This is a genomic window from Flavobacterium sp. (assembly GCF_013823965.1).
In the GTDB taxonomy this organism is placed as follows: domain Bacteria; phylum Bacteroidota; class Bacteroidia; order Flavobacteriales; family Flavobacteriaceae; genus Flavobacterium.
Window position 1 is genome coordinate 49,155 of record NZ_PNNA01000095.1, and the last position, 21,824, is coordinate 70,978.

At 38.2% G+C, this 21,824-nt stretch carries 16 protein-coding genes; 7 read left to right on the forward strand and 9 right to left on the reverse strand.

The annotated features are described in order from the left end of the window. Positions 1-278: 278 nt before the first annotated feature. Positions 279-2,699: a phenylalanine--tRNA ligase subunit beta gene (gene pheT / locus C0430_RS11340; RefSeq protein ID WP_290869999.1), complete on the reverse strand. Its 2,421-nt coding sequence runs from the start codon at positions 2,697-2,699 to the stop codon at positions 279-281. 195 nt (positions 2,700-2,894) lie between these two features. Further along, a complete protein-coding gene (locus C0430_RS11345) occupies positions 2,895-3,890 on the reverse strand; it encodes a hypothetical protein (protein ID WP_290870001.1) in 996 nt (331 codons plus the stop codon). 364 nt (positions 3,891-4,254) lie between these two features. On the opposite strand from C0430_RS11345, the gene C0430_RS11350 reads away from it, so the two are divergent. Continuing rightward, positions 4,255-5,760, forward strand: a complete 1,506-nt coding sequence (locus tag C0430_RS11350; RefSeq protein ID WP_290870189.1) for an aldehyde dehydrogenase family protein — start codon at positions 4,255-4,257, stop codon at positions 5,758-5,760. Positions 5,761-5,836: 76 nt separating this feature from the next. Beyond that, positions 5,837-6,211, forward strand: a complete 375-nt coding sequence (locus tag C0430_RS11355; RefSeq protein WP_290870192.1) for a DUF779 domain-containing protein — start codon at positions 5,837-5,839, stop codon at positions 6,209-6,211. Between the two features lies 1 nt (position 6,212). Here C0430_RS11355 and C0430_RS11360 read toward each other — a convergent pair whose 3' ends face one another. From C0430_RS11360 to recG, 6 genes are all read right to left on the reverse strand, one after another. Then, positions 6,213-7,136: an AraC family transcriptional regulator gene (locus C0430_RS11360; RefSeq protein ID WP_290870008.1), complete on the reverse strand. Its 924-nt coding sequence runs from the start codon at positions 7,134-7,136 to the stop codon at positions 6,213-6,215. Between the two features lie 76 nt (positions 7,137-7,212). After that, positions 7,213-8,076: a bestrophin family ion channel gene (locus C0430_RS11365; protein WP_290870011.1), complete on the reverse strand. Its 864-nt coding sequence runs from the start codon at positions 8,074-8,076 to the stop codon at positions 7,213-7,215. Positions 8,077-8,100: 24 nt separating this feature from the next. Next, on the reverse strand, positions 8,101-9,411 hold the full coding sequence (locus C0430_RS11370; RefSeq protein WP_290870014.1) for a TolC family protein: 1,311 nt from the start codon (positions 9,409-9,411) through the stop codon (positions 8,101-8,103). A gap of 82 nt (positions 9,412-9,493) precedes the next feature. After that, positions 9,494-12,589: an efflux RND transporter permease subunit gene (locus tag C0430_RS11375; RefSeq protein WP_290870017.1), complete on the reverse strand. Its 3,096-nt coding sequence runs from the start codon at positions 12,587-12,589 to the stop codon at positions 9,494-9,496. A gap of 61 nt (positions 12,590-12,650) precedes the next feature. Beyond that, the gene (locus tag C0430_RS11380) at positions 12,651-13,709 is read right to left on the reverse strand and encodes an efflux RND transporter periplasmic adaptor subunit (protein WP_290870020.1); all 1,059 of its coding nucleotides are present in this window, start codon (positions 13,707-13,709) and stop codon (positions 12,651-12,653) included. Between the two features lie 253 nt (positions 13,710-13,962). Beyond that, positions 13,963-16,071 carry an ATP-dependent DNA helicase RecG gene (recG, locus tag C0430_RS11385; RefSeq protein ID WP_290870023.1) on the reverse strand — a complete coding sequence of 703 codons (2,109 nt, stop codon included), beginning with the start codon at positions 16,069-16,071 and terminating at the stop codon, positions 13,963-13,965. A 162-nt stretch (positions 16,072-16,233) separates the two neighbouring features. Here recG and C0430_RS11390 point away from each other — a divergent pair, with 162 nt between their 5' ends. After that, entirely contained in the window at positions 16,234-16,788 is a 555-nt protein-coding gene (locus C0430_RS11390; protein WP_290870026.1) for a DUF1697 domain-containing protein, read from the forward strand. An 18-nt stretch (positions 16,789-16,806) separates the two neighbouring features. Here the strand turns inward: C0430_RS11390 and C0430_RS11395 are convergent, their stop codons facing one another. After that, positions 16,807-17,328 (reverse strand): hypothetical protein, encoded by a 522-nt coding sequence (locus C0430_RS11395; protein WP_290870029.1) that lies wholly within the window; start codon positions 17,326-17,328, stop codon positions 16,807-16,809. 97 nt (positions 17,329-17,425) lie between these two features. Between C0430_RS11395 and C0430_RS11400 the strand changes: the two genes are divergently transcribed. The 4 genes from C0430_RS11400 to C0430_RS11415 are packed head-to-tail and all read left to right on the forward strand — an operon-like array spanning position 17,426 to position 21,743. After that, positions 17,426-18,193 carry a TSUP family transporter gene (locus tag C0430_RS11400; RefSeq protein ID WP_290870032.1) on the forward strand — a complete coding sequence of 256 codons (768 nt, stop codon included), beginning with the start codon at positions 17,426-17,428 and terminating at the stop codon, positions 18,191-18,193. 58 nt (positions 18,194-18,251) lie between these two features. Continuing rightward, a complete protein-coding gene (locus tag C0430_RS11405; protein ID WP_290870036.1) occupies positions 18,252-20,585 on the forward strand; it encodes an ATP-dependent helicase in 2,334 nt (777 codons plus the stop codon). Between the two features lie 18 nt (positions 20,586-20,603). Beyond that, entirely contained in the window at positions 20,604-21,092 is a 489-nt protein-coding gene (locus tag C0430_RS11410) for a hypothetical protein (RefSeq protein ID WP_290870039.1), read from the forward strand. 30 nt (positions 21,093-21,122) lie between these two features. Beyond that, positions 21,123-21,743, forward strand: coding sequence for an L-threonylcarbamoyladenylate synthase (locus C0430_RS11415; protein ID WP_290870042.1), 621 nt, complete (start codon positions 21,123-21,125; stop codon positions 21,741-21,743). Positions 21,744-21,824: the final 81 nt, after the last annotated feature.

Genomic DNA, 21,824 nt, shown 5'->3' on the forward strand with positions numbered 1-21,824 from the left:
TGGCTTTGTTTATTAATTAGGAGTTCTATTCTTTAATTAATAGGGATATAAAATATTTTATAAAAGAAATGCAATCCTAAATCAGTAATGTTTTATTGGCTTTATTTTGGGTTTGTTTATTCTAAGCAAATTAGGAGTTCAATTCTTTAGTTAATAGGAATAAAAAATATTTTATAAAAAAAAATGCCAATCCTAAATCAGGGATTGGCATTTTACTTTTATAGACATTAATAAAGTCAAACTTAAATGACCTTAATTGCCTTACAGGATTCAAAATTTTACCTCAAACTGGCTTCCAAATCGGTTTCCAGATTCTTTTGCAATTTGCCCATAATCTTGTCAATTTGAACGTCGGTCAAGGTTTTGGTGTTGTCTTGAATGGTGAAACTTACCGCATAGGATTTTTTGCCTTCTGGAAGGTTTTTCCCTTGATACACGTCAAACAAACTAATGTTTTTCAACAATGATTTCTCGGTTTGCCTAGCTAGGTTGTAAATAGCTTCAAACGATACGTTTTCATTCAACAACAAAGACAAATCCCTGCGCACTTCTGGATATTTCGGAATTTCCACATATTTGATTTTATTGGAAAGCAGTTTTAAAACCAGTGCCCAATTGAAATCGGCATACAAAATTTCCTGCTTGATGTCGAAATGTTTCAATATGGATTTTTTTACGACACCAAATTCCACCAAAACATTGCTTCCTTGGCTTATGGCGATTCCTTCCGAAAAAACATCGGTAGTCACGGGAAGATTTTGTGTTTTTTGAATGCCCAATCTCGAAAGCACGGCTTCCACATAGCCTTTGAACAAGAAGAAATCGCTAGGTTTCTGTGCGTTGGTCCAGTTTTCTTGATTCCTGTTTCCGGTGATGAACATCGTCAAATGCTTGTTTTCTTCATAACCTGATGGAAATTTATGATAGGTTTTTCCAAATTCAAATAATTTCAAATCCGAATTTCTACGGTTGATGTTGTATGAAATGGCTTCCAATCCAGAAAATAACAGCGATTGACGCATGGCTGCCAAATCATTGCTCAATGGATTCAACATCATTACATTGTGTTCCTCTTTCAGTTTTTCCGACAATTGTACGTAAGACGAAGTTGTCAAGGAATTGGCCATCATTTCATGGAATCCTTGCGAATTCAATTGGGTTCCAATGATGTTTTGCACTTTGTAATCTTCGGTTCTTGGCGCATTGGAAACCGTGGCATTCAATTTATCCGAAAACTTGATGTTGTTGTAGCCATACACACGAAGAATTTCCTCGATAACATCGATTTCTCTTTGCACGTCCACGCGATAAGCAGGAATGGTCAATCCCAAACCGGCGTCAGAAACGCTGTTTACCTTTATTTCCAAAGAAGCCAAGATGTTTTTGATGATTTCTTTCGGTAATTCTTGACCAATAATTTTCTTTACGTTATTGAAATTCAAAACTACTGGAAAATCCTCAATCTTCTTTGGATAAATATCAACAATATCCGAAGTGATTTCGCCACCGGCAACTTCTTGAATCAACAAAGCAGCGCGTTTTAATGCGTATTCGGTAATGTTTGGATCAATTCCTCTTTCAAAACGGAAGGAAGCATCTGTGTTGAGTTGGTGTCTTTTGGCACTTTTTCTAATACTCACTGGATTAAAATAAGCGCTTTCCAGGAAGATGGAAGTCGTGTTTTCAGAAACTCCCGAATTTTTTCCTCCAAAAACTCCTGCAATACATAAAGGCCCTTTTTCGTCACAAATCATTAAATCTTCTTCGTGCAAGGTTCTCTCGATATCATCAAGTGTCGTAAATTTTGTTCCCGAAGGAAGTGTTTTTACAATTATTTTTCCGTGTATTTTTGATGCGTCAAAAGCGTGAAGGGGTTGTCCTAATTCGTGCAAAACGTAATTGGTGACATCCACAATGTTGTTTTTTGGATTGATTCCTATGGCTTTCAATCGGTTTTGCAACCAAGCCGGTGATGGTTTGATTGTAATTCCAGAAATGGTAACCCCGCAATATCTTGGAGCCAAAAGGTTTTTCTCGACGTTGACATCAATCTTTAATGTTCTTTTGTCGACCCTGAAATTGCTCACGGAAGGTGAGATTAATTCCACTTTAACACCAGATTGCAACAAACCGGCTCTTAAATCACGAGCAGTTCCAAAATGACTCATGGCATCGGCACGGTTGGGTGTTAATCCAATTTCAAAAACTTCGTCATTTTCAATTTTAAAAACACTTGCCGCAGTTGTTCCAGCTGCAATGGAATCCTCAAGTATCATAATTCCGTCATGACTTTCTCCAAGACCCAGTTCGTCTTCTGCACAAATCATTCCGTGACTTTCCTGTCCTCTAATTTTTCCTTTTTTGATTTGAAAAGCAACTCCTTCTTTGTCGTATAATGTGGTTCCGATGGTTGCGACTGGCACTTTTTGCCCTGCAGCGACATTGGTTGCGCCACATACAATTTGAACAGGAACGCCGTTGCCTAAATCTACGGTGGTTACTTTCAAACGATCTGCATCAGGATGTGGAACACAGCTAAGAACATGGCCTACAACAATGCCTTCCAAGCCTCCTTTTACGGATTGATATTTTTCGACTACTTCCACTTCCAGACCCAAGTCTGTCAATAATGCTGCGGTTTCTTCGGATTTCCAGTCTATTTTTATGAATTGTTTTAACCAGTTGTAAGATATTTTCATTTGTCAATTTTATGAGATTGCAAATATAAGGATTGCAGTTTGGAGTAGGAAACAATTTATTTGATTTTTACCGGTATTTTGTTTCATTCCAGAATATAAATTCATAAAAAAACCGTCTCACATTTTATTTGTGAAACGGCTTATTTATTAATTATTTATGTTTGGAAAAATTTATTTTTCCAAACATCTTTAGTGTTATTGACAGTGGTGGGTTTCGATATATTCTGCAATTCTTGTTCCAGCTGCATCTACCATGGCTGTTGTAGTTGTCACATTTGTCAATGTATTGGTCACGGATGCTGGAAGGTTGAAATATTGGTAAGTAGAATTATTCCCTTTAGTTCCAATTGCCAATTTTGAAAAGATGTCCATTCCATTAAAATAAGCATCAATGATTGCGGCATCAGTTGCAACTTGACTTTCAACACCGCTCAAACGTACAGCTGCAAGTTGGAAGAATGCGTTCAACGTGATATCACCTCCAGGGCCACGATCAATATCCCAAGCATTATTTCCTTGTTCTTGTGTATAGCTTATTCCACCAATGGCAAGACCGTTTGCCCATAAATCACTGGCTCCGTTTTTTTCAGAGCCATTACCAAAGAAAAATCCTTGTGAAAAAGAACAATAATCCTCTTTTGGACAACCTGGAGCAGAAATTACTCCTTGGTTGCAAGAAGTTCCGGCTTTAATCCAGGCAGCAGCAGAAATAAATGTTTCATAACCACGGTCAAATTTCAATACCAGCGTCCAAGATGATGCCGCTGAAAATGCTGGAAATTTAACAAAATTGTTTGTAGTGTCTTGTGGGTTACAAGTTGTGCCTTTTCCCTCCGTTGGGGATAAGTCTGTTGGCACTCCATTGACAGTTGCCCAAAGAATATCGCCAAAAGTTGCACTGTCTTCACCACAGTTATTAAGGTCAATAATGAAGTGACTCAAGGTTTTAGCACTCGATTTAGCCTTTGTGATGGTGTAAGTCCATTCGGAACCATCAGTGCTTACTGAAACTGCAATGTTGTAATCGCCCCAATTGCTGGTGCTCGCTGCAGAAGGAGATTTTGCACTAGAAGCAAATTTTGCTGTGGAATCATTGGTTTTACTAATGGCTCCAGAATCTGTAGCCAAAGGTTCAGTACTACAGCTAAAAGTAAAAAGAGCGACAACTACTAATAAAATAATTTTTTTCATGGATTTAATTTGGTTTGAATTAATAAAGGCTTTTTGACTTATTTCTATTTCACAAATATTGTGTGATTACTAGTAATAAAAAATTAAAATCGTTTAAACTGTTTTAAAAATCGTTGAAGTGCGTAATTCTCATTTGTGGTATTTTAAAACAGGACAATTTGGTGTTTTTTTACAATTTAATTTGTAATTCTATTTAAATCACAAATAAGAATAATCTAATTTAAAACATAAATAACTACTAATTGTTTAATAAAATAACGTTAAAAAAACACATAGTAAAATTTTATGCTACTATTTGAATGAATTGTGCTATTTTGATGATGGATATGAACCTATTTTTGAAAAAATTAAAACAGATAACAATATGGACAACTTGGTAAAAAGACCTGAATTTAAGGCAACGTATGATAATTATATTGGAGGAAAATTTGTTGCACCAATAGGTGGACAATATTTTGATGTAGTTTCTCCCATTGACGGAAAAGTGTTTACAAGAGCTGCCCATTCGACTAAAGTTGATATCGATTTGGCTGTTGACACGGCTTATGATGCTTTTCAAACTTGGGGGAAAACTTCTGTAACTGAGCGCAGCATATTATTGAACAAAATCGCCCAGGTCATTGAAGATAATCTGGAATATATTGCTACCGTTGAAACCATTGACAACGGAAAAGCAATTCGAGAAACTTTAGCAGCCGATATTCCTTTGGCGATTGACCATTTTCGATATTTTGCCAGTGTAATTCGTGCCGAGGAAAGTTCCATCGCCGAATTGGATTCCCAAACCGTTTCGATTGCTTTGAGTGAACCTTTGGGAGTAATTGCCCAAATTATTCCTTGGAATTTTCCCATTTTGATGGCTGTTTGGAAACTGGCTCCAGCATTGGCCGCAGGAAACACGGTAGTCTTGAAGCCAGCAGAAAGCACTCCAATTTCCATTTTGATTTTAATGGAATTGATTGGCGATATTCTTCCTCCCGGAGTGGTAAATATTGTCAACGGTTTTGGCGCGGAGCTTGGAAGAACTTTGGTAACAAACAAAAAAGTGTCCAAAGCTGCGTTTACAGGTTCAACTCCGACGGGACGTTTGGTGATGCAATATGCTACGGAAAATATTATTCCCGTTACATTGGAATTGGGTGGAAAATCTCCTAATATTTTCTTGAAATCTGTTGGTGATGCCGACGATGATTTCTTTGATAAAGCCGTTGAAGGAGCTGTGTTATTTGCTTTAAATCAAGGTGAAATTTGTACTTGTCCTTCGCGATTACTGATTCACGAAGACATTTACGAAAAATTTATTGCCAGAGTAATCGAAAGGACTGCAGCAATCAAATTGGGAAATCCATTGGACAAAACGACTATGATGGGTGCTCAAACATCATTAGTTCAAAAAGAAAAAATACTTTCCTATATCAAATTAGGTAAAGAAGAAGGTGCCGAGATTTTAATTGGAGGATCAGAAAACCATATGGAAGGTGATATTTCGGGAGGATATTACATCAAACCGACACTTTTTAAAGGAAATAACAAAATGCGTATTTTCCAGGAAGAAATCTTTGGACCGGTTTTGGCCGTGACCACTTTCAAAACGACTGAAGAAGCGATTGCTATTGCAAACGATTCGATGTATGGGTTGGGAGCCGGTGTTTGGACACGTGATGCCCACGAAATTTATCAGGTTCCAAGAGCGATTCAAGCGGGTCGTGTTTGGGTAAATCAATACCATTCATATCCGGCTGGTGCGCCTTTTGGAGGGTACAAACAATCTGGAATTGGTCGTGAAAACCATAAAATGATGTTGGGACATTATCGTCAAACCAAAAATATGTTGATTTCTTACGATAAAAAGAAATTAGGCTTCTTTTAATATATTTCAGATGATTAACTAATTTTAAACCCGGCAGATTGTATTATTTGCTGGGTTTTATTTTAAACTAGAAATGATGACAACAAGAATTGACGCAACGGAAAAAGCAATAGCATTAATCAAAATTTTACAGGAAAAACACGGCGATTTGATGTTTTATCAGGCCGGAGGATGTTGTGAAGGAACGCAACCACAGTGTTTCGAAAAAGGCGGATTTTATCAAAGATTGGGTGATGTTTGCATTGGCACCATAGAAAATACCGAGTTTTGGGTGGACAAGGATTTATTCGAATATTGGAAACACGCCCATTTTACATTGGATGTAATTGATGCTTTTGGAGTAGGAGGATTTTCTTTGGAAACACCATTAAAAAAGACATTCCGAATTGAATATCGAATTTTTACGCCAGAAGAAGAGCTTTCTCTTGAGCCGGTAAAATTTATAGAATAACTTAATTTACGTACAACAATTGATATTGTTTTGGGGTAATTCCTTCGTGTTTTTTGAACAATCGAATGAAGTAATTGGAATCTTCAAATCCAGATAAATAACATACTTCATTGATTTGTATTGTTGGATTTTTGAGTAATTGTTTGGCGCATCTTATTTTTTCGCTAATTACAAATTCAATTGGACTCATGCCCAATTCTCTTTTGAAAAGTCGGTAAAAAGAAGCCGTGCTCATACAGGCTTTCTCACTCAAATGTTTCATGCTGATATTCTCTTTCAAATTCAATCGTATGAATTCGACCACTTGGGTGATTGGATTTTTTGGATCCGTAAACAAACCGTCGTCAATGGCTTTTGCTGTTTGCGTTTGAATGATTCGGATTAATAATTCCTGTAAAGTCAAATCGGCAAGAACGTCTTTAGTAATTGACGTGCTCATACATTCTTTGATCAATTTGTTAATGGTTGTAGCCAATTCGATATTGTTGTAGAAGAAATAATTCTGGTAATCCAAATGCCAAAATTGGTTGTTGCCTTCTTTTGGATACCTTTCATTCAAGAAATGTAAAGTTTCTGTGATTTTAGTTTGGTCTATTGCCAAAGCCAAGCATTGCGTAGGATTATGGAGCGATGCTTCGGGAAAATCGATTTTCATTTCAACATTTGAAGGGATAACAACCGTTTCGCCCGGTAAATACTCAAAACAGGGATCATCAAAAAGATGCATCACTTTTTTGCCTCTCAACATGCTTGTAACCACCAAATCATTGAATTTTAATGGAACCAATTGAGAAGATTCATAAGTTTCGAATAGATTGAGTTCGCAATGATTCAAGGAGTAAACGGTCCTATTTTCCACTAAAGTTTTTAGCGATTTCTCGTTAGATAAAAGTGGTGGATGTATTAAGGCCCGATTGGAGTTCATAATTTAATTTTATTAAAAAAAGATTTTGAAATTTAATAAAAATAACTATTGGAAAAACAAATCGTTAGAAAAAAAATTAAATCAATTCTTCAACCTGTCTTTTTATGTTTTCCGCAATTTTTTTTGTTGGCAAATCATTGGCATCAATGCCAAAAGGATCTTCTATTTCCTCGGCAATCAATTCTAAACTAGCCAAAACATAAAAGATAAAAACGACTACTGGAATCACCAAATAGCCCAAAATAAACACATAGGCAAAAGGCAAGGTCAATACATAAATGAAGATGAATTTCTTGATGAAAGCGCTGTAAGAGTAGGGGATGGGCGTGTTTTTGATTCGCTCGCAAGCGCCACAAATGTCAGTAAAGGATTGCAATTCGTTGTTTAAAATGATAAGTTGATTTCCGGTAATTTTTTTCGAAACATACAAATCATTTACTTTTTGAAACAGCATTTTTGCCACTTGATTCGGTCTGTGTTTGTGATGGTCAATTTCCAAATCCACGTCATCAAACAATTGTTTTGCCGTATCGCTATCGTTCAAATGTTTGTGCAAAATAGAAGCATAACCGGGAATCATTTTTCTGAAAAAAGCAAGGTCACTTTCCGAAGTTAAAATCGAAGCTAGCTTAATGGCTAAATTTCGGCTGCTGTTGACCAATCCGCCCCACATTTTGCGTCCTTCCCACCAGCGATCGTATGCCGTATTGGTTCTATAAGCCAATAACAATGAAATCACAAAACCCAACATGCCATGCATTACAGAGATATTTTTCACGGGACTGTCGTCGGGCAATTCCCAATATTCGATTTCTAGATAAGCGATACTTCCTGAATATATACCGATGATAATCATCATTGGAATTAATTTTCGGAACGTATCTGCCTTACTTATGTTAAAAATAAAATCAAACCAGTCTTTTGGATTGTAGGAGGTCATTGTGCTTTTTTGAACAAAAATAAACTAAAAATTGATATTTCCAGCCAATTCGCGCAAGGCAATTTCAGATAATTTGGCCTGATATTGGGCATTGCTGTAACGCACTTTTGCATTGATGTAATTCAATTGCGCCGTTCTAAATTCGAGCGTATTTATGGTTCCAATGCGAAACTTGTCAACGGTTATGCTTAAATTTTGTTTGGCGATGGCCTCATTTGTTTCTTCTACTTGAATCAATTCCAAATTGGTTAAATACGTTTGAAAAGCAGTGGTCAATTCCGAATTCAAAAGAAGACTTTGTTGTTCGATGGCAATTTTAGAGTTTTCTATTTGGATTTTGGCAATTTTCTCGTTTCGGTTTTGAGCCAGACCATCAAACAAATTCATGGATGCCCTCAATCCATAATTAAGTCCTTTGGCCGAAGATTGCGAGGTGAAACCAAGGCTGGACTGGCTTTCGGCAAAATTATAACCGGTAGTCAAGTTGACAGTTGGATAACGTCCTCCTTTTATTTGCTTCAATTCTAATTCGGAGACTCTTTTATTGATTATTTGGGCTTCTAATTGTGGATTTTGTTTTTCAGCCAAAGCCATTAGTTCAGCCAAGATTAATTTGTTGTCAACGGCGACTTCGTCCACGACTTTAAAATCTACTTTGGCATCTCTTGCCAAAATTTGATTCAAGGCAATTTTTCGGTTGGCATACGATTCTTTTTGTCGCAAAAGCGCCACTTTGTCCGTGTTCAAATCCACTTGGGCATTCAAAACCTCTAATTTGGAAGCTTTCCCGATGGCAAAACGATTTTGTGCCAATGTTAAACGCTGGGTCGAAATCACGATGGTGGTATCTAATGCCGCCAATTGTTGTTGTTGCTGCACCAAATCAAAATAAACCGCATTCACGGCACTGATTTTCATGATTATGGTGTTTTTTAATTCGGCCTCCCCTAATTTTTGTAATTCTTTGAGTTGTTCGAGTCTGGCAAACATTTTGAAACCGTTAAAAACCGTCCAATCCAAGCCAACACCATAATTCAAACTGTTGTTTTTGGCATTGTCAAGCGAAGTGGTTGTACCGTCTTGTCGCGTTTGTGAACTGTTTTGAATACTGTTGGCATCAGTCAATGTTGCAGTTACTTTGGGCAGCATTCCAGCATTTCCAGTGGTAACATTTACTTTGTCAATGTCTAGATTATTGGAAGCGATTTTGATGTCAAAATTATTTTGCAATGCAATCTTCATCGCCTCTTCGATAGTCAAAACTTCTTGTGCATTCATTTTTACAATGCACAAGAAGAATAAAATGAGACTTTTAAAAATATTTTTAGTTTTCATAAAATGAATTATTCTGTAAGTTTTCAGAAAAGCTTCACCAGTTTTTACAACTAGCGCGGTTTTATTTTTTATTGCAAATCAACTATTCCATATCTTTTTCATATTCTTTTATATGGTCAAATTCGGGATAATGTTTTCTGGCTTTTGACCACATCGAATACAATGCTGGAATTACGAACAAGGTCAAAACCAAAGAGAAAATGGTTCCACCCACAATCACTACTCCCATTCCAATTCTACTGGTAGAAGCTGCTCCAAGCGACATGGCGATAGGCAATGCACCCAATGAAATGGCTAAACTGGTCATTAATATTGGTCGAAGCCTTGCTTCAGAAGCTTCCATGATGGCTTCCAATTTTGGTTTTCCTTGTTCTCTCAATTGATTGGCAAATTCCACAATCAAGATTCCGTTTTTGGTAACTAAACCAATCAACATCACCGTTCCAATTTGACTGAAAATATTCCAGGTTTGGTCAAACAACCACAACGAAAACAAGGCTCCGGCAACCGCCATTGGAACTGTTAGAATGATTATGAATGGATCGATGAAACTTTCGAATTGTGCTGCCAAGATTAAAAATATCAACAACAAAGCCAATCCAAAAGCAAAAGAAGTGTTCGAACTACTTTCGACAAAATCCCTGGATTCGCCGCCTAAATCGGTAGTGAAAGTATCGTCCAAAACCTTGGCTTTTATTTCATTCATCGCATCAATTCCGTCGTTGATACTTTTTCCGGGAGCCAAACCAGCCGATACAGTGGCTGACATGTATCGATTATTGTGATACAATTGTGGTGGATTGCTTTTTTCAGCAATAGTCACCACATTGTCCATTTGAATCAACTCTCCTTTATTGTTTTTGACAAACATTGCCGTTAAATCCATTGGTTTTGATCGGTCTTTTTGTTCAAATTGTCCAATGACTTGGTATTGTTTTCCGTTTCTCATAAAATAGCCAAAACGCTGTCCGCTCAAAGAAAGCTGCAAGGTTTGGGCAATGTCAATCACGGATATTCCTAAACTTTCGGCTTTTTCGCGATCAATGGTGACATTGATTTCCGGCTTGTTGAATTTTAGGTTGACATCAGTAGTCGAAAAGGTTTCGTTTTTTGAAGCTTCATCCATAAATAATGGAATTTTTTCTCGTAATTTTTCAAAATTGGGTGCTTGAATAATATACTGGATGGGTAAACCGCCACGCCTGTTTACTGCGATGGTGGGTTGCTCCATCACCGATATTTTTGCTTCTGAATATTGGCCTGTCAATTGGGTCAATTTTTCGGCAATCTCTTTTTGGGAACGTTTTCTTTCTTCAGGTTCTTTTAAAGCGATTCTGATGAATCCATTGTTTACTGAAGAAGCAGAAAATCCTGGAGCCGTAATCACCAAAGCCACTTTTTTCTCAGGAATGGAATCGTCGACCAATTTTGAAATTTCCTGCATGAATCGCTCGGTATATTCATAAGTCGAACCTTCGGCAGTATTCATTCTCAAGGTTAGAGCGCTTCTATCGTCATAAGGTGCCGTTTCTTTTTGCAAAAGATTAAAAAAGACGTAAATCAATCCAAAACACACAATCAGAATAGGGAAACTTAACCATTTTTTCTTCATGAAACGCTCCAATGCATCGGCATAAGCTTTGTTTAGTTTTGCAAAATAGGGTTCTGTTTGAATGTAGAATTTTGACTTTTTCTGTTCGCCACTTTTCATCAAATAGGCATTCAACATTGGCGTAAGCGTAAGCGAAACAAAGGCCGAAATCAATACCGCCGCCCCAATGACGACACCAAATTCCCGAAACAATCTGCCTACAAATCCTTCGAGGAAAATCACCGGAAGAAATACCGCTGCCAAGGTTATGGAAATGGATATTACGGCAAAAAATATTTCGTTGGAACCTTTAATGGCTGCTTCAATGGGCGTCATTCCTTCTTCCACTTTTTTGAAAATGTTTTCCGTGACCACAATTCCATCGTCGACTACCAGACCAGTTGCCAGCACGATGGCAAGCAAAGTCAATACATTTATCGAAAATCCGAACAACCACATAATAAAGAAAGTGGCAATCAACGAAACTGGAATATCAATTAATGGCCTGAACGCAATGGCCCAATCCCTAAAAAACAAAAAGATGATCAAGATTACCAGAATAATCGAAATGCCTAATGTTTCAGCTACTTCAATAACTGATTTTTTGACAAAATAGGTGGTGTCCAATGCAATATTTAAGTTGATGTCTTTGGGTAAATCCCTTTTTAGCGCTTCAAATTCTTTATAAAATTCCTTTGAAATATCTAAATAATTGGCTCCAGGAAGCGGCACAATGGCAACTCCCACCAATGGCATTCCGGACTGCGTCATTTTAGTTTCCAAATTTTCAGGTCCTAATGAGGCAGAACCAATATCGCTAAAACGAACTATTTTTTCTCCATCAGAGCGTATGATGATATTGTTGAATTCTTCTGGAGTGGAGAGATTTCCAACCGTTTTTACGGTCAGTTCCGTATTGGCTCCAGTAATTTTTCCGGAAGGCAATTCGACATTTTGTTTGTTTAATGCATTTCTAACTTCTGAAACCGTACAACCATAGGACGCTAATTTTACAGGATCAATCCACAATCGCATTGCATATCTTTTTTGCCCCCAAATTTGGACACCACTCACGCCGGGAATGGTTTCGAGTCGTTGTGAAATCACATTTTCGGCATAATCACTCAATTCCAATGGGCTTCTGGAATCGCTTTGCACAGTCATGGAAATTATGGCATCTCCATTGGCGTCAGCCTTTGAAACCACTGGAGGCGCATCAATATCTTGGGGTAAACTTCGGATGGCTTGGGATACTTTGTCACGAACATCGTTTGCCGCTTCTTCCAAGTCTTTATTTAGGTTGAATTCAACGGTTATGTTGCTGCTTCCTTGAGTGCTGGAAGAAGTTACATTCCGAATTCCATCAATCGAATTGATGGCTTTTTCTAGCGGTTCCGTGATTTGGGACTCAATAATATCTGAATTGGCTCCCGTGTAATTGGTACGAATGGAAACTTGCGCTGGATCAATTGAAGGAAATTCCCTGACGCCAAGAAAGGTGTAGCCGATAATTCCAAATAACACAATTAATAAATTGATTACAATGGTAAATACAGGTCTTCTTATGCTTGTTGTTGATAAACTCATAGAGATTTTTGATTTTTGATTGCAGATTTTAGATTCAAAAATTGAAATCTAAAGTCTAAAATTATTTAATTTTAACCTTTACAGGAGTATCTTCTTTTAACGACATCACGCCACTGGTTAAAACGGTATCACCCACTTTTAGACCAGAAAGCACTAAGATGGAAGCGTCAGTTCGGGTTGTGGTTTCGACCAAAATTTCTTTGGCTTTTCCTTGGTTTGAAATAAAAACTTTTTTTCCGTCTTGTACAGGAACAATGGCTTCCGTTGGAATGACAATGGCATCTTTAATGATGTCTAAAGGCAATTCTACATTGGCAAAAGTACCCGGCAATAATTTCCCGTCCTTATTTTCGGCAAGGGCACGAACTTGCAAGGTTCTTGTCGCAACTTGAACTTCAGGCTCAATGGCATACACTTTGGCAAGATAACTTTGGGAGGATCCCGTGACGGTAAAACTTAAATTTGAATTCATTTTTATCTGGTTGGCATACTTTTCAGGAACCGAAAAAGTGATTTTGAGTTTACCAATGTTAACTAATTTAGCCACTAAAATGGAAGGAGTAATGTAGGTTCCCTGTGAAATCGAACGCAATCCAATTTTACCGGAAAATGGGGCTTTTACTGAAGTTTTCGCAATTTGTGCCTGAATCAATTGGATTTGGGCTTGCGCCAATTTATAATCGGCTCTGGCAATATCATATTCTTCTAGGCTGATGGCTTCTTTTTGAAGTAAAAGTTTGGCTCTTCTTTCGTTTTCCGATGCCAGCCCTTCTTTTGTTTTGGCCTGGGCCAATTGTGCCCTCAATTCCAAATCATTTACTTTGAAAAGCAATTGCCCTTTAGAAACATTGCTTCCTTCTTTAAAATAAATTCCTTCCACAATTCCTGAAACCTCTGAACGAATATCCACCTGCTCATTGGCTTCAATAGAACCGGAAAGGGAAAGGTTATTGTCGAATGTTTGGGATTTTACAACAATTCCGTTAACGGTCATTGATTTGTTTTTTCCGTCTTTGCCTTTGGGACCGGAATCACCACTTTTGTTTTCAATGACTCTGTACGTTATAAATGCTAGGAACCCTATTATTAATAAGGCATAAATAATATTTTTTAATTTCATGATATAGTTAAAAAGCGAGATTAGACTGCTTATATTTTAGTTAAGAAGACAAATTTAGGTTTTAGAATTTTGAATAATGCTTGTTTTGCCAATAATTTAACAGTGGATTAACAACTAATTTTAATACAGTAAAAAGTCCAATGAGCTATGACTTCAAAAAAATATAAAGGTTTAATTTAAATATTGGTTAAATCCTTTTTTATTCGTTTCTCCACTAAGTTAAACAATTTTATCAGTGTGTTTTTCCTCCCGCTTAACTGATGTAATTCCAGATGTTTTTCTTCTTGGTCAATTCGATGTAAACGGCTCTCAAGATGGCATTTTTGGGTTTTTGCATCGGAGCGTCTTCTTTCAGGATTTTCAAGGCATAATTACGTGCCAATGCCAGAATATCTCGATCCCGAACAATATCGGCAATTTGCAGATTCAAAACACCGCTTTGTTGGGTTCCCATCATGTCGCCAGGGCCACGAAGTTTGAGATCGACTTCCGCAATTTCGAAACCGTCATTGGTTCGAGTCATTGTTTCCATTCGGGTTTTGCTGTCGGCACTCAATTTGTGGCTCGTCATCAGGATGCAATAACTTTGTTCGGCACCACGACCCACGCGACCCCGAAGCTGGTGGAGTTGCGACAATCCAAAACGTTCCGCACTTTCGATAATCATTACGCTGGCATTTGGAATATTCACGCCCACTTCAATCACGGTCGTGGCGACCATAATGTTGGTTTTTCCTTCGGCAAAGCGTTTCATTTCAGCATCTTTATCAGCTGGTTTCATCTTGCCGTGAAGGATGGAAATGGCATATTGTGGCAACGGAAAATCACGGGAAATGCTTTCGTAACCGTCCATCAAATCCTTTAAATCCATCGTTTTTGATTCTTCAATCAACGGATAAACGATATAAATTTGTCTGCCAATGGCAATTTCGTCCCGAATAAATTTCCAAACTTTCAGGCGGTTGCTGTCAAATCGATGCACGGTTTGGATGGGTTTTCGTCCCGGAGGCAATTCGTCAATAACTGAAATGTCTAAATCACCGTATAAACTCATCGCCAAAGTTCGCGGAATAGGCGTGGCGGTCATTACCAAAATATGTGGCGGTATTTCGTTTTTTTTCCAAAGTTTGGAACGTTGTTCCACCCCAAAACGATGCTGCTCGTCTATCACGGCCAAGCCCAAATTTTGGAATTTTACCTTGTCTTCCAATAAAGCGTGGGTACCAATCAAGATGTGTAAACTGCCGTTTTCGAGTTCCTCGTGAATAATTTTCCGTTCTGCAGTTTTGGTTGAGCCCGTGAGTATTTTGATGTTGATGTTCAGTTCTTTGGATAACTCCGTCAAGCCGTTGAAATGTTGGTTGGCCAAGATTTCCGTTGGCGCCATCAAGCAAGATTGAAAACCGTTGTCCAAGGCAATGAGCATACTCATTAAAGCTACAATTGTTTTTCCAGAACCCACATCGCCTTGTAGCAATCGGTTCATTTGGGCGTTGCTTCCCATATCTATTCGGATTTCCTTGATGACTCTTTTTTGGGCATTCGTCAATTCAAAAGGCAAATGGTTTTGGTAGAAATCATTGAAATATTCGCCCACTTTCGTAAACGGATGTCCTTTTATTTTATGCTTCCGAATGAGGTTTTTAGTGATTAATTGCAATTGGATATAGAACAATTCCTCGAATTTCAACCGGTATTGGGCTTTCGCCAAAGCATCGGCACTTTTGGGGAAATGGATATTGAACAAAGCCGCATTTTTTGGAATCAGTTTCAATTCGGAAGTCAAATAATCGGGCAGGGTTTCCGAGAATTTGGCTTGGGTTTCCAAGAACAATTGCTGCATCATTTTATTGATTACTCGATTGGAAATTCCTCTGTTGGCCAAGGTTTCCGTCGATGGATACACGGGTTGCATTGCGGAGCGCAGACTTTTTTCGTGCTCGCTCATCAATTCGATTTCGGGATGCGCCATATTGAAAGTATTTCCAAAAGATGTGCATTTTCCGAAAATCACGCAGATTTCGTTGAGTTTCAAACTCTCCCGAATCCATTTGTGGCCTTGAAACCAAACGAGTTCCATTTGTCCCGTATCGTCCACGAATGTGGCGACAAGTCGTTTCTGGTTTTTGCCAAATTCCACCGTCTTGATGTTGACGATTTTGCCAATAATCTGGACTTCGGCAACATTGTTTTGCAATTCGTTGATCTTGTAATAACGTGTCCTGTCAATGTAGCGATTGGGGTAAAAATTGAGTAAATCGCCATATTTATGAATTCCCAATTCCTTGCGCAACAAAGTCCCGCGGTTGGGACCGACGCCTTTGAGGTATTCGATTGGGGTTTCCAGTAGGTTTTGCTGCATAGTTAAGACACGGATGACGCGGATTTACTTCGTAAAAAAGCAGATTCAAACGGATTTTTAATTTGATGAAGCGAAGATAGTTTTTTGTTTGGGAATTAGAAAATGGAATTGTTTGGTATTGAAAGTTGGAAAAAGTATATTTGGATTCTTAATTTATACAATATGACAACCCATCTCGCATTACTCCGCGGCATCAACGTTTCCGGTCACAACATGATAAAAATGGAGGCTTTGAAAACGACTTTGGAATCCATTGGTTTCCAAAATGTGGTGACTTATATCCAATCGGGTAATGTTTTTGTGGATAGCGAGGATGAAAATGCCGCCGCCGTTGGTTTCAAGATCAAGCAGGAAATTTTCAAGGTTTTTGGCCACGAAGTGCCTGTGGTGGTGATTGGAAAAACCGATTTAGAAGCTTGTTTCAAGAACAATCCTTTTTTGAAAGCATCCGATTTGGACGTAAAAAAATTGTATGTAGCTTTTGTTTCGACCAGTTTGCGAAGCGAGAGTATCAATGATTTAAAAATTAGCCAATTTAAACCCGATGAAGCCAGTATCGATGCCAACAGAATTTACATTAAATATGCTGTTGGTGCAGGAAAAACAAGATTTGACCAGAAATATATAGAGAAAAAATTGAACGTGACGGCCACCATCCGAAATTGGAATACCGTGACGCAATTGTTGAAAATGTATGAGGAAATAATTATAAAATAGTAATCCGTGACAAAAAAACTACCACAATTGTCCCACTTCGTTTTTGATGAATGCCAAAGCCGCACTACTGGGAGATTGTTTTTCCAATAAATCACTCAAAACCACTTCACGCAACTGGTTGGCATTGGCCACTTTTTCGCTTTTCGTAGCCAAACGAATCATTTGGATTGTGGCATTTTTTGCTGCCGTAATTATCGACCAACATTCATCCGAAATGTAGATTTGTTGGGCTAAATTGTGTTCGAATTCTTGTTCCACTTGCGCAATCACATAATTGGTATATTCGTTTTTATCGTTGGAAATTGGAGTGATACGAATCAATAATTGGCTTGGATTGATACGTTCCATAAACAAGGTCATTCTTTCGTAGGCTTGTAAACGCAGGGGTAAAGTGTCTTTTCGATTGTCTTTTTGCAACAGCCATCTTCTGGTATTTTGTTGGTCTTTGAAATACGAATCAAATAAAAAGTAAGCCACTCCTCCGGTAATTAAGGAAGGAATTGTGTAAGCAAGTATTTCAATTATTTTTGTTGAATCCATTTGATAATCTAGATTTTTATTTAAAATTTTATAACCAAAGACAAATTAACGAATAAACCAATAAACTTATATTACATTTGATGAAATTTTATAAAAAATGGAATCCTACATTATCATTTTGCTTTGTTTGGCTGCTTTTGTGGCAGGATTTATTGATGCCATCGTTGGAGGAGGAGGATTGATCCAGACTCCGGTAGGATTGATTTTGTTGCCCAATCTTCCCGTTTCAACCGTTGTTGGCAGCTTGAAAGTGCCTGCTTTTAGTGGTACTTCTTTTGCCGCTTATCAATACCTCAAAAAAGTGGACATGAACTGGAAGTTGTTGGCCATCATGATGATTTTGGCTTTTCCATCTGCTTTTTTGGGTTCCACTTTATTGACTTATGTCAGCAATGATTTCATGAAACCCTTATTGTTGGTCGTTCTTTCTTTTTTGGTCATTTACACTTATGCACAGAAAAATTTCGGGCAACATGTGGTGAAAAATCATTCTGCCCGAACCCAAGTTTTTTATTCGGTAATCATCAGTTTCGTGGTTGGTTTTTATGACGGTTTTATTGGGCCGGGAACCGGAAGTTTTTTAGTTTTAGCCTTTATTGCCCTGCTGGGATTTGATTTTTTACACGCTTCCGCCAATGCCAAAATGGTGAATCTGGCGACCAATTTTGGTTCGATTTGTTTGTTCTTTCTTAAAGGCAAAATTATTTGGGCTATTGCCGTTCCTATGGCTTTCAGCAATGCTTTTGGAGGTTGGATTGGTGCAAAATTGGCCATCAGCAAAGGCAACAAGTTTATTCGAATCTTCTTTTTAGTGGTTGTCATCGGCACCTTGATTAGGTTTGCCTACGATGTTTTTTATAAATAGAAAAGCAGTCTTTTTTTAATTCTGAAATCCTTATTTTTGCATTCAACAGAAATTTTTTATGCAGAAATACATCAATCAACTTAACGAAGCCCAACGCGAACCCGTACTCCAAAAAGACGGTCCAATGATTATTATTGCTGGTGCCGGCTCAGGGAAAACCCGTGTGTTGACCATTCGAATCGCCTATTTGATGAGTCAGGGCGTGGATGCTTTTAGTATTTTGTCATTGACTTTTACCAACAAGGCGGCGCGCGAAATGAAAAAGCGTATCTCCGATATTGTTGGTTCCAATGAAGCCAAAAATCTTTGGATGGGAACTTTCCACTCGGTTTTTGCCCGAATTCTGCGTTCTGAAGCCGATAAATTGGGCTATCCTTCGAATTTTACCATTTACGATTCCCAGGATTCTGTTAGAGCCATTTCTGCCATCATCAAGGAAATGCAGTTGGACAGGGATGTTTACAAACCCAAACAGGTTTTAAGCCGAATTTCCTCTTACAAAAATAGTTTGATAACGGTGAAAGCCTATTTCAACAATCCCGAATTGCAGGAGCAAGATGCAATGAGCAAAAAGCCTCGTTTGGGCGAAATTTACCAAAATTATGTCGACCGTTGTTTCAAGGCGGGTGCCATGGATTTTGATGATTTATTGTTGAAAACCAATGAATTGTTGAATCGTTTTCCAGATGTTTTGGCCAAGTACCAAAACCGTTTTCGTTATATATTGGTCGATGAGTACCAAGATACCAACCATTCGCAGTATTTGATTGTTCGTGCCTTGTCGGATAAATTTCAAAATATTTGCGTGGTGGGAGACGACGCCCAGAGTATTTATGCTTTTCGAGGTGCCAATATCAACAACATCCTGAATTTCCAGAAAGATTACGAAGGCGTGAAAACCTTTCGATTGGAACAAAATTATCGTTCGACCAAAAATATTGTGGAAGCCGCCAACACGATTATCGACAAGAACAAAACCAAGCTTGATAAAGTGGTTTGGACGGCCAATGATTTTGGCCCCAAAATAAAAGTGCATCGCAGCTTGACCGATGCCGAAGAAGGGCGTTTTGTGGCGAGCACGATTTTCGAACAAAAGATGCAGCACCAGATGATGAATGGTCAATTTGCCATTTTGTATCGCACCAATGCGCAATCCCGTGCGATGGAAGATGCGCTCAGAAAAAGGGATATTCCGTATCGAATTTACGGTGGTTTGTCCTTTTACCAAAGAAAAGAAATCAAGGATGTATTGTGTTATTTGCGATTGGTTCTGAATCCAAAGGACGAGGAAGCCTTGGTGCGCGTCATCAATTATCCAGCTCGTGGAATAGGGGACACAACGGTCGAAAAACTGACGGTTGCCGCCAATCATTACAAGCGTTCGATATTTGAAGTAATGAAAAATATCGACAAAATCGACTTGAAACTCAATTCGGGAACCAAGCAGAAATTGCAGGATTTCGTGATGATGATAGAGAGTTTCCAGGTCATCAACGAGAATCAGGACGCTTTTTACATTACCGATCACGTGGCCAAAAAGACGGGATTGGTTCAAGAATTGAAGAAAGACGCCACTCCGGAAGGTATGGCGAAAATCCAGAATATAGAGGAATTATTGAACGGTATCAAGGATTTTACCGAAGGTCAACGAGAGATTGACGGTGCCCGTGGCGCGTTATCCGAATTTATGGAAGACGTGGCACTTGCTACTGATTTGGACAAAGACACCAGCGACGAAGATCGTGTGGCCTTGATGACGATACATTTGGCCAAAGGATTGGAATTTCCACACGTTTTTGTGGTGGGAATGGAAGAAGATTTGTTTCCGAGTGCGATGAGTATGAGCACCCGAAGCGAACTCGAGGAAGAACGTCGTTTGTTCTACGTGGCCTTGACCCGTGCCGAACATCAAGCGTATTTGACGTATTCGCAATCCCGTTACCGCTGGGGAAAACTGACCGATAGCGAGCCTTCGCGTTTTATCGAAGAAATCGACGGACAATATCTGGAATACCTGACTCCTGCCGAAAGCAATTATCGCTACAAACCTATGATTGACAACGATATTTTTGGAGACGTGGACAAATCCAAGTTGCGATTGGCCAAGCCTGTTGCGGGAACTCCACCCAATTATGTTACCAATAATGAACCAAAACCAGACCTGAACATTCGGAAACTAAAACCCGTTTCAAGCAATTCTTCTTCGGGTGGAGCCAATTTGTTTGACAATAAGTTGGTTGCCGGAAATATCGTAATGCACGAACGATTTGGCAAAGGAGAAGTGTTGAATCTTGAAGGTGTTGGCGCCGACAAAAAAGCCGAAATCAAATTTGAAGTGGGCGGCATCAAGAAGTTGTTGTTGCGTTTTGCAAAATTGAACGTGATTGGGTAGAAAGAACAAAGAAAATAGATGTTAGACAAAAGACTTGAAAAGAAGATTAATTTTATTGAAATATATCAAATTATAGGAGGTGTAATTGGTTTTCTCTTTACATTCTATTTACTATTGACCACGGATTTGTCCAAGTATCAAAATGGGATTGGATATTTTTCAATGCTGACACCATTTCTTTTCTTTGGGTTTTGCATTTTTTCAGGAATTCTGTTAAACAAGAAAAATTATGTTCAAGGATTGAAATTAGTATTTATTTCTCTGTTGATGCAATTAATTGCTTTTGATGTTTTTGGGTTGTTTTATTCAGCCATTAATGGAATAGGTGTAAATTTAACATTGAATTTGACAAATGATGTAATTGCAGGTTTTGATTTTTATCCATCACAATTTTTATTGGCATTAAATTCAAATAATGCTATTTTTATTGTGAAAATTAATTTGTTTACCATTGCAATGTTGTTTTATACTGCAAAAGTTTTTCAAAAAATTAAACAAAGTCTATAATCTATTCTCTATCATCTATATTCTAAAAAAATGGCACAATTCATAAAAATATACGAAGACAAACCCAGCGAGGCGGCAATTGATCGAGTGGTAAAGGTTTTGAAAGACGGTGGTTTGGTGATTTATCCCACCGATACCGTTTATGGTTTGGGATGCGACATTACCAATACCAAAGCTTTGGAACGCATTGCCAAAATAAAGGGAGTGAAGTTGGACAAAGCTAATTTTTCCTTTATTTGTCACGATTTGAGCAATCTTTCGGATTACGTGAAGCAAATTGACACGGCCACTTTTAAACTGTTAAAAAGAGCTTTGCCTGGACCCTATACTTTTATTTTGCCGGGAAACACCAATCTACCCAAAGAATTCAAGAAGAAAACCACGGTTGGTATTCGTGTTCCGGACAATTCGATTGCTTTGGAAATTGTTCGACAACTGGGCAATCCAATTGTTTCAACTTCTATTCGGGACGAGGATGACGTCATTGAATACACCACCGACCCGGAACTTATTTTCGAAAAATGGCAAAACCTTGTTGATGTAGTTGTAGATGGTGGTTATGGAGACAACATTGGTTCCACCATTATTGATTTATCGGGACACGAACCAATAGTCGTGAGAGAAGGCAAGGGAAGTTTGGATATTCTTTAGAACAGTGATCAGTTTGAAGTATAAAAAAAACGTCCCGGTTGCTCGAGACGTTTTTTGTTAGTAGTAAACCGTGACTGAACA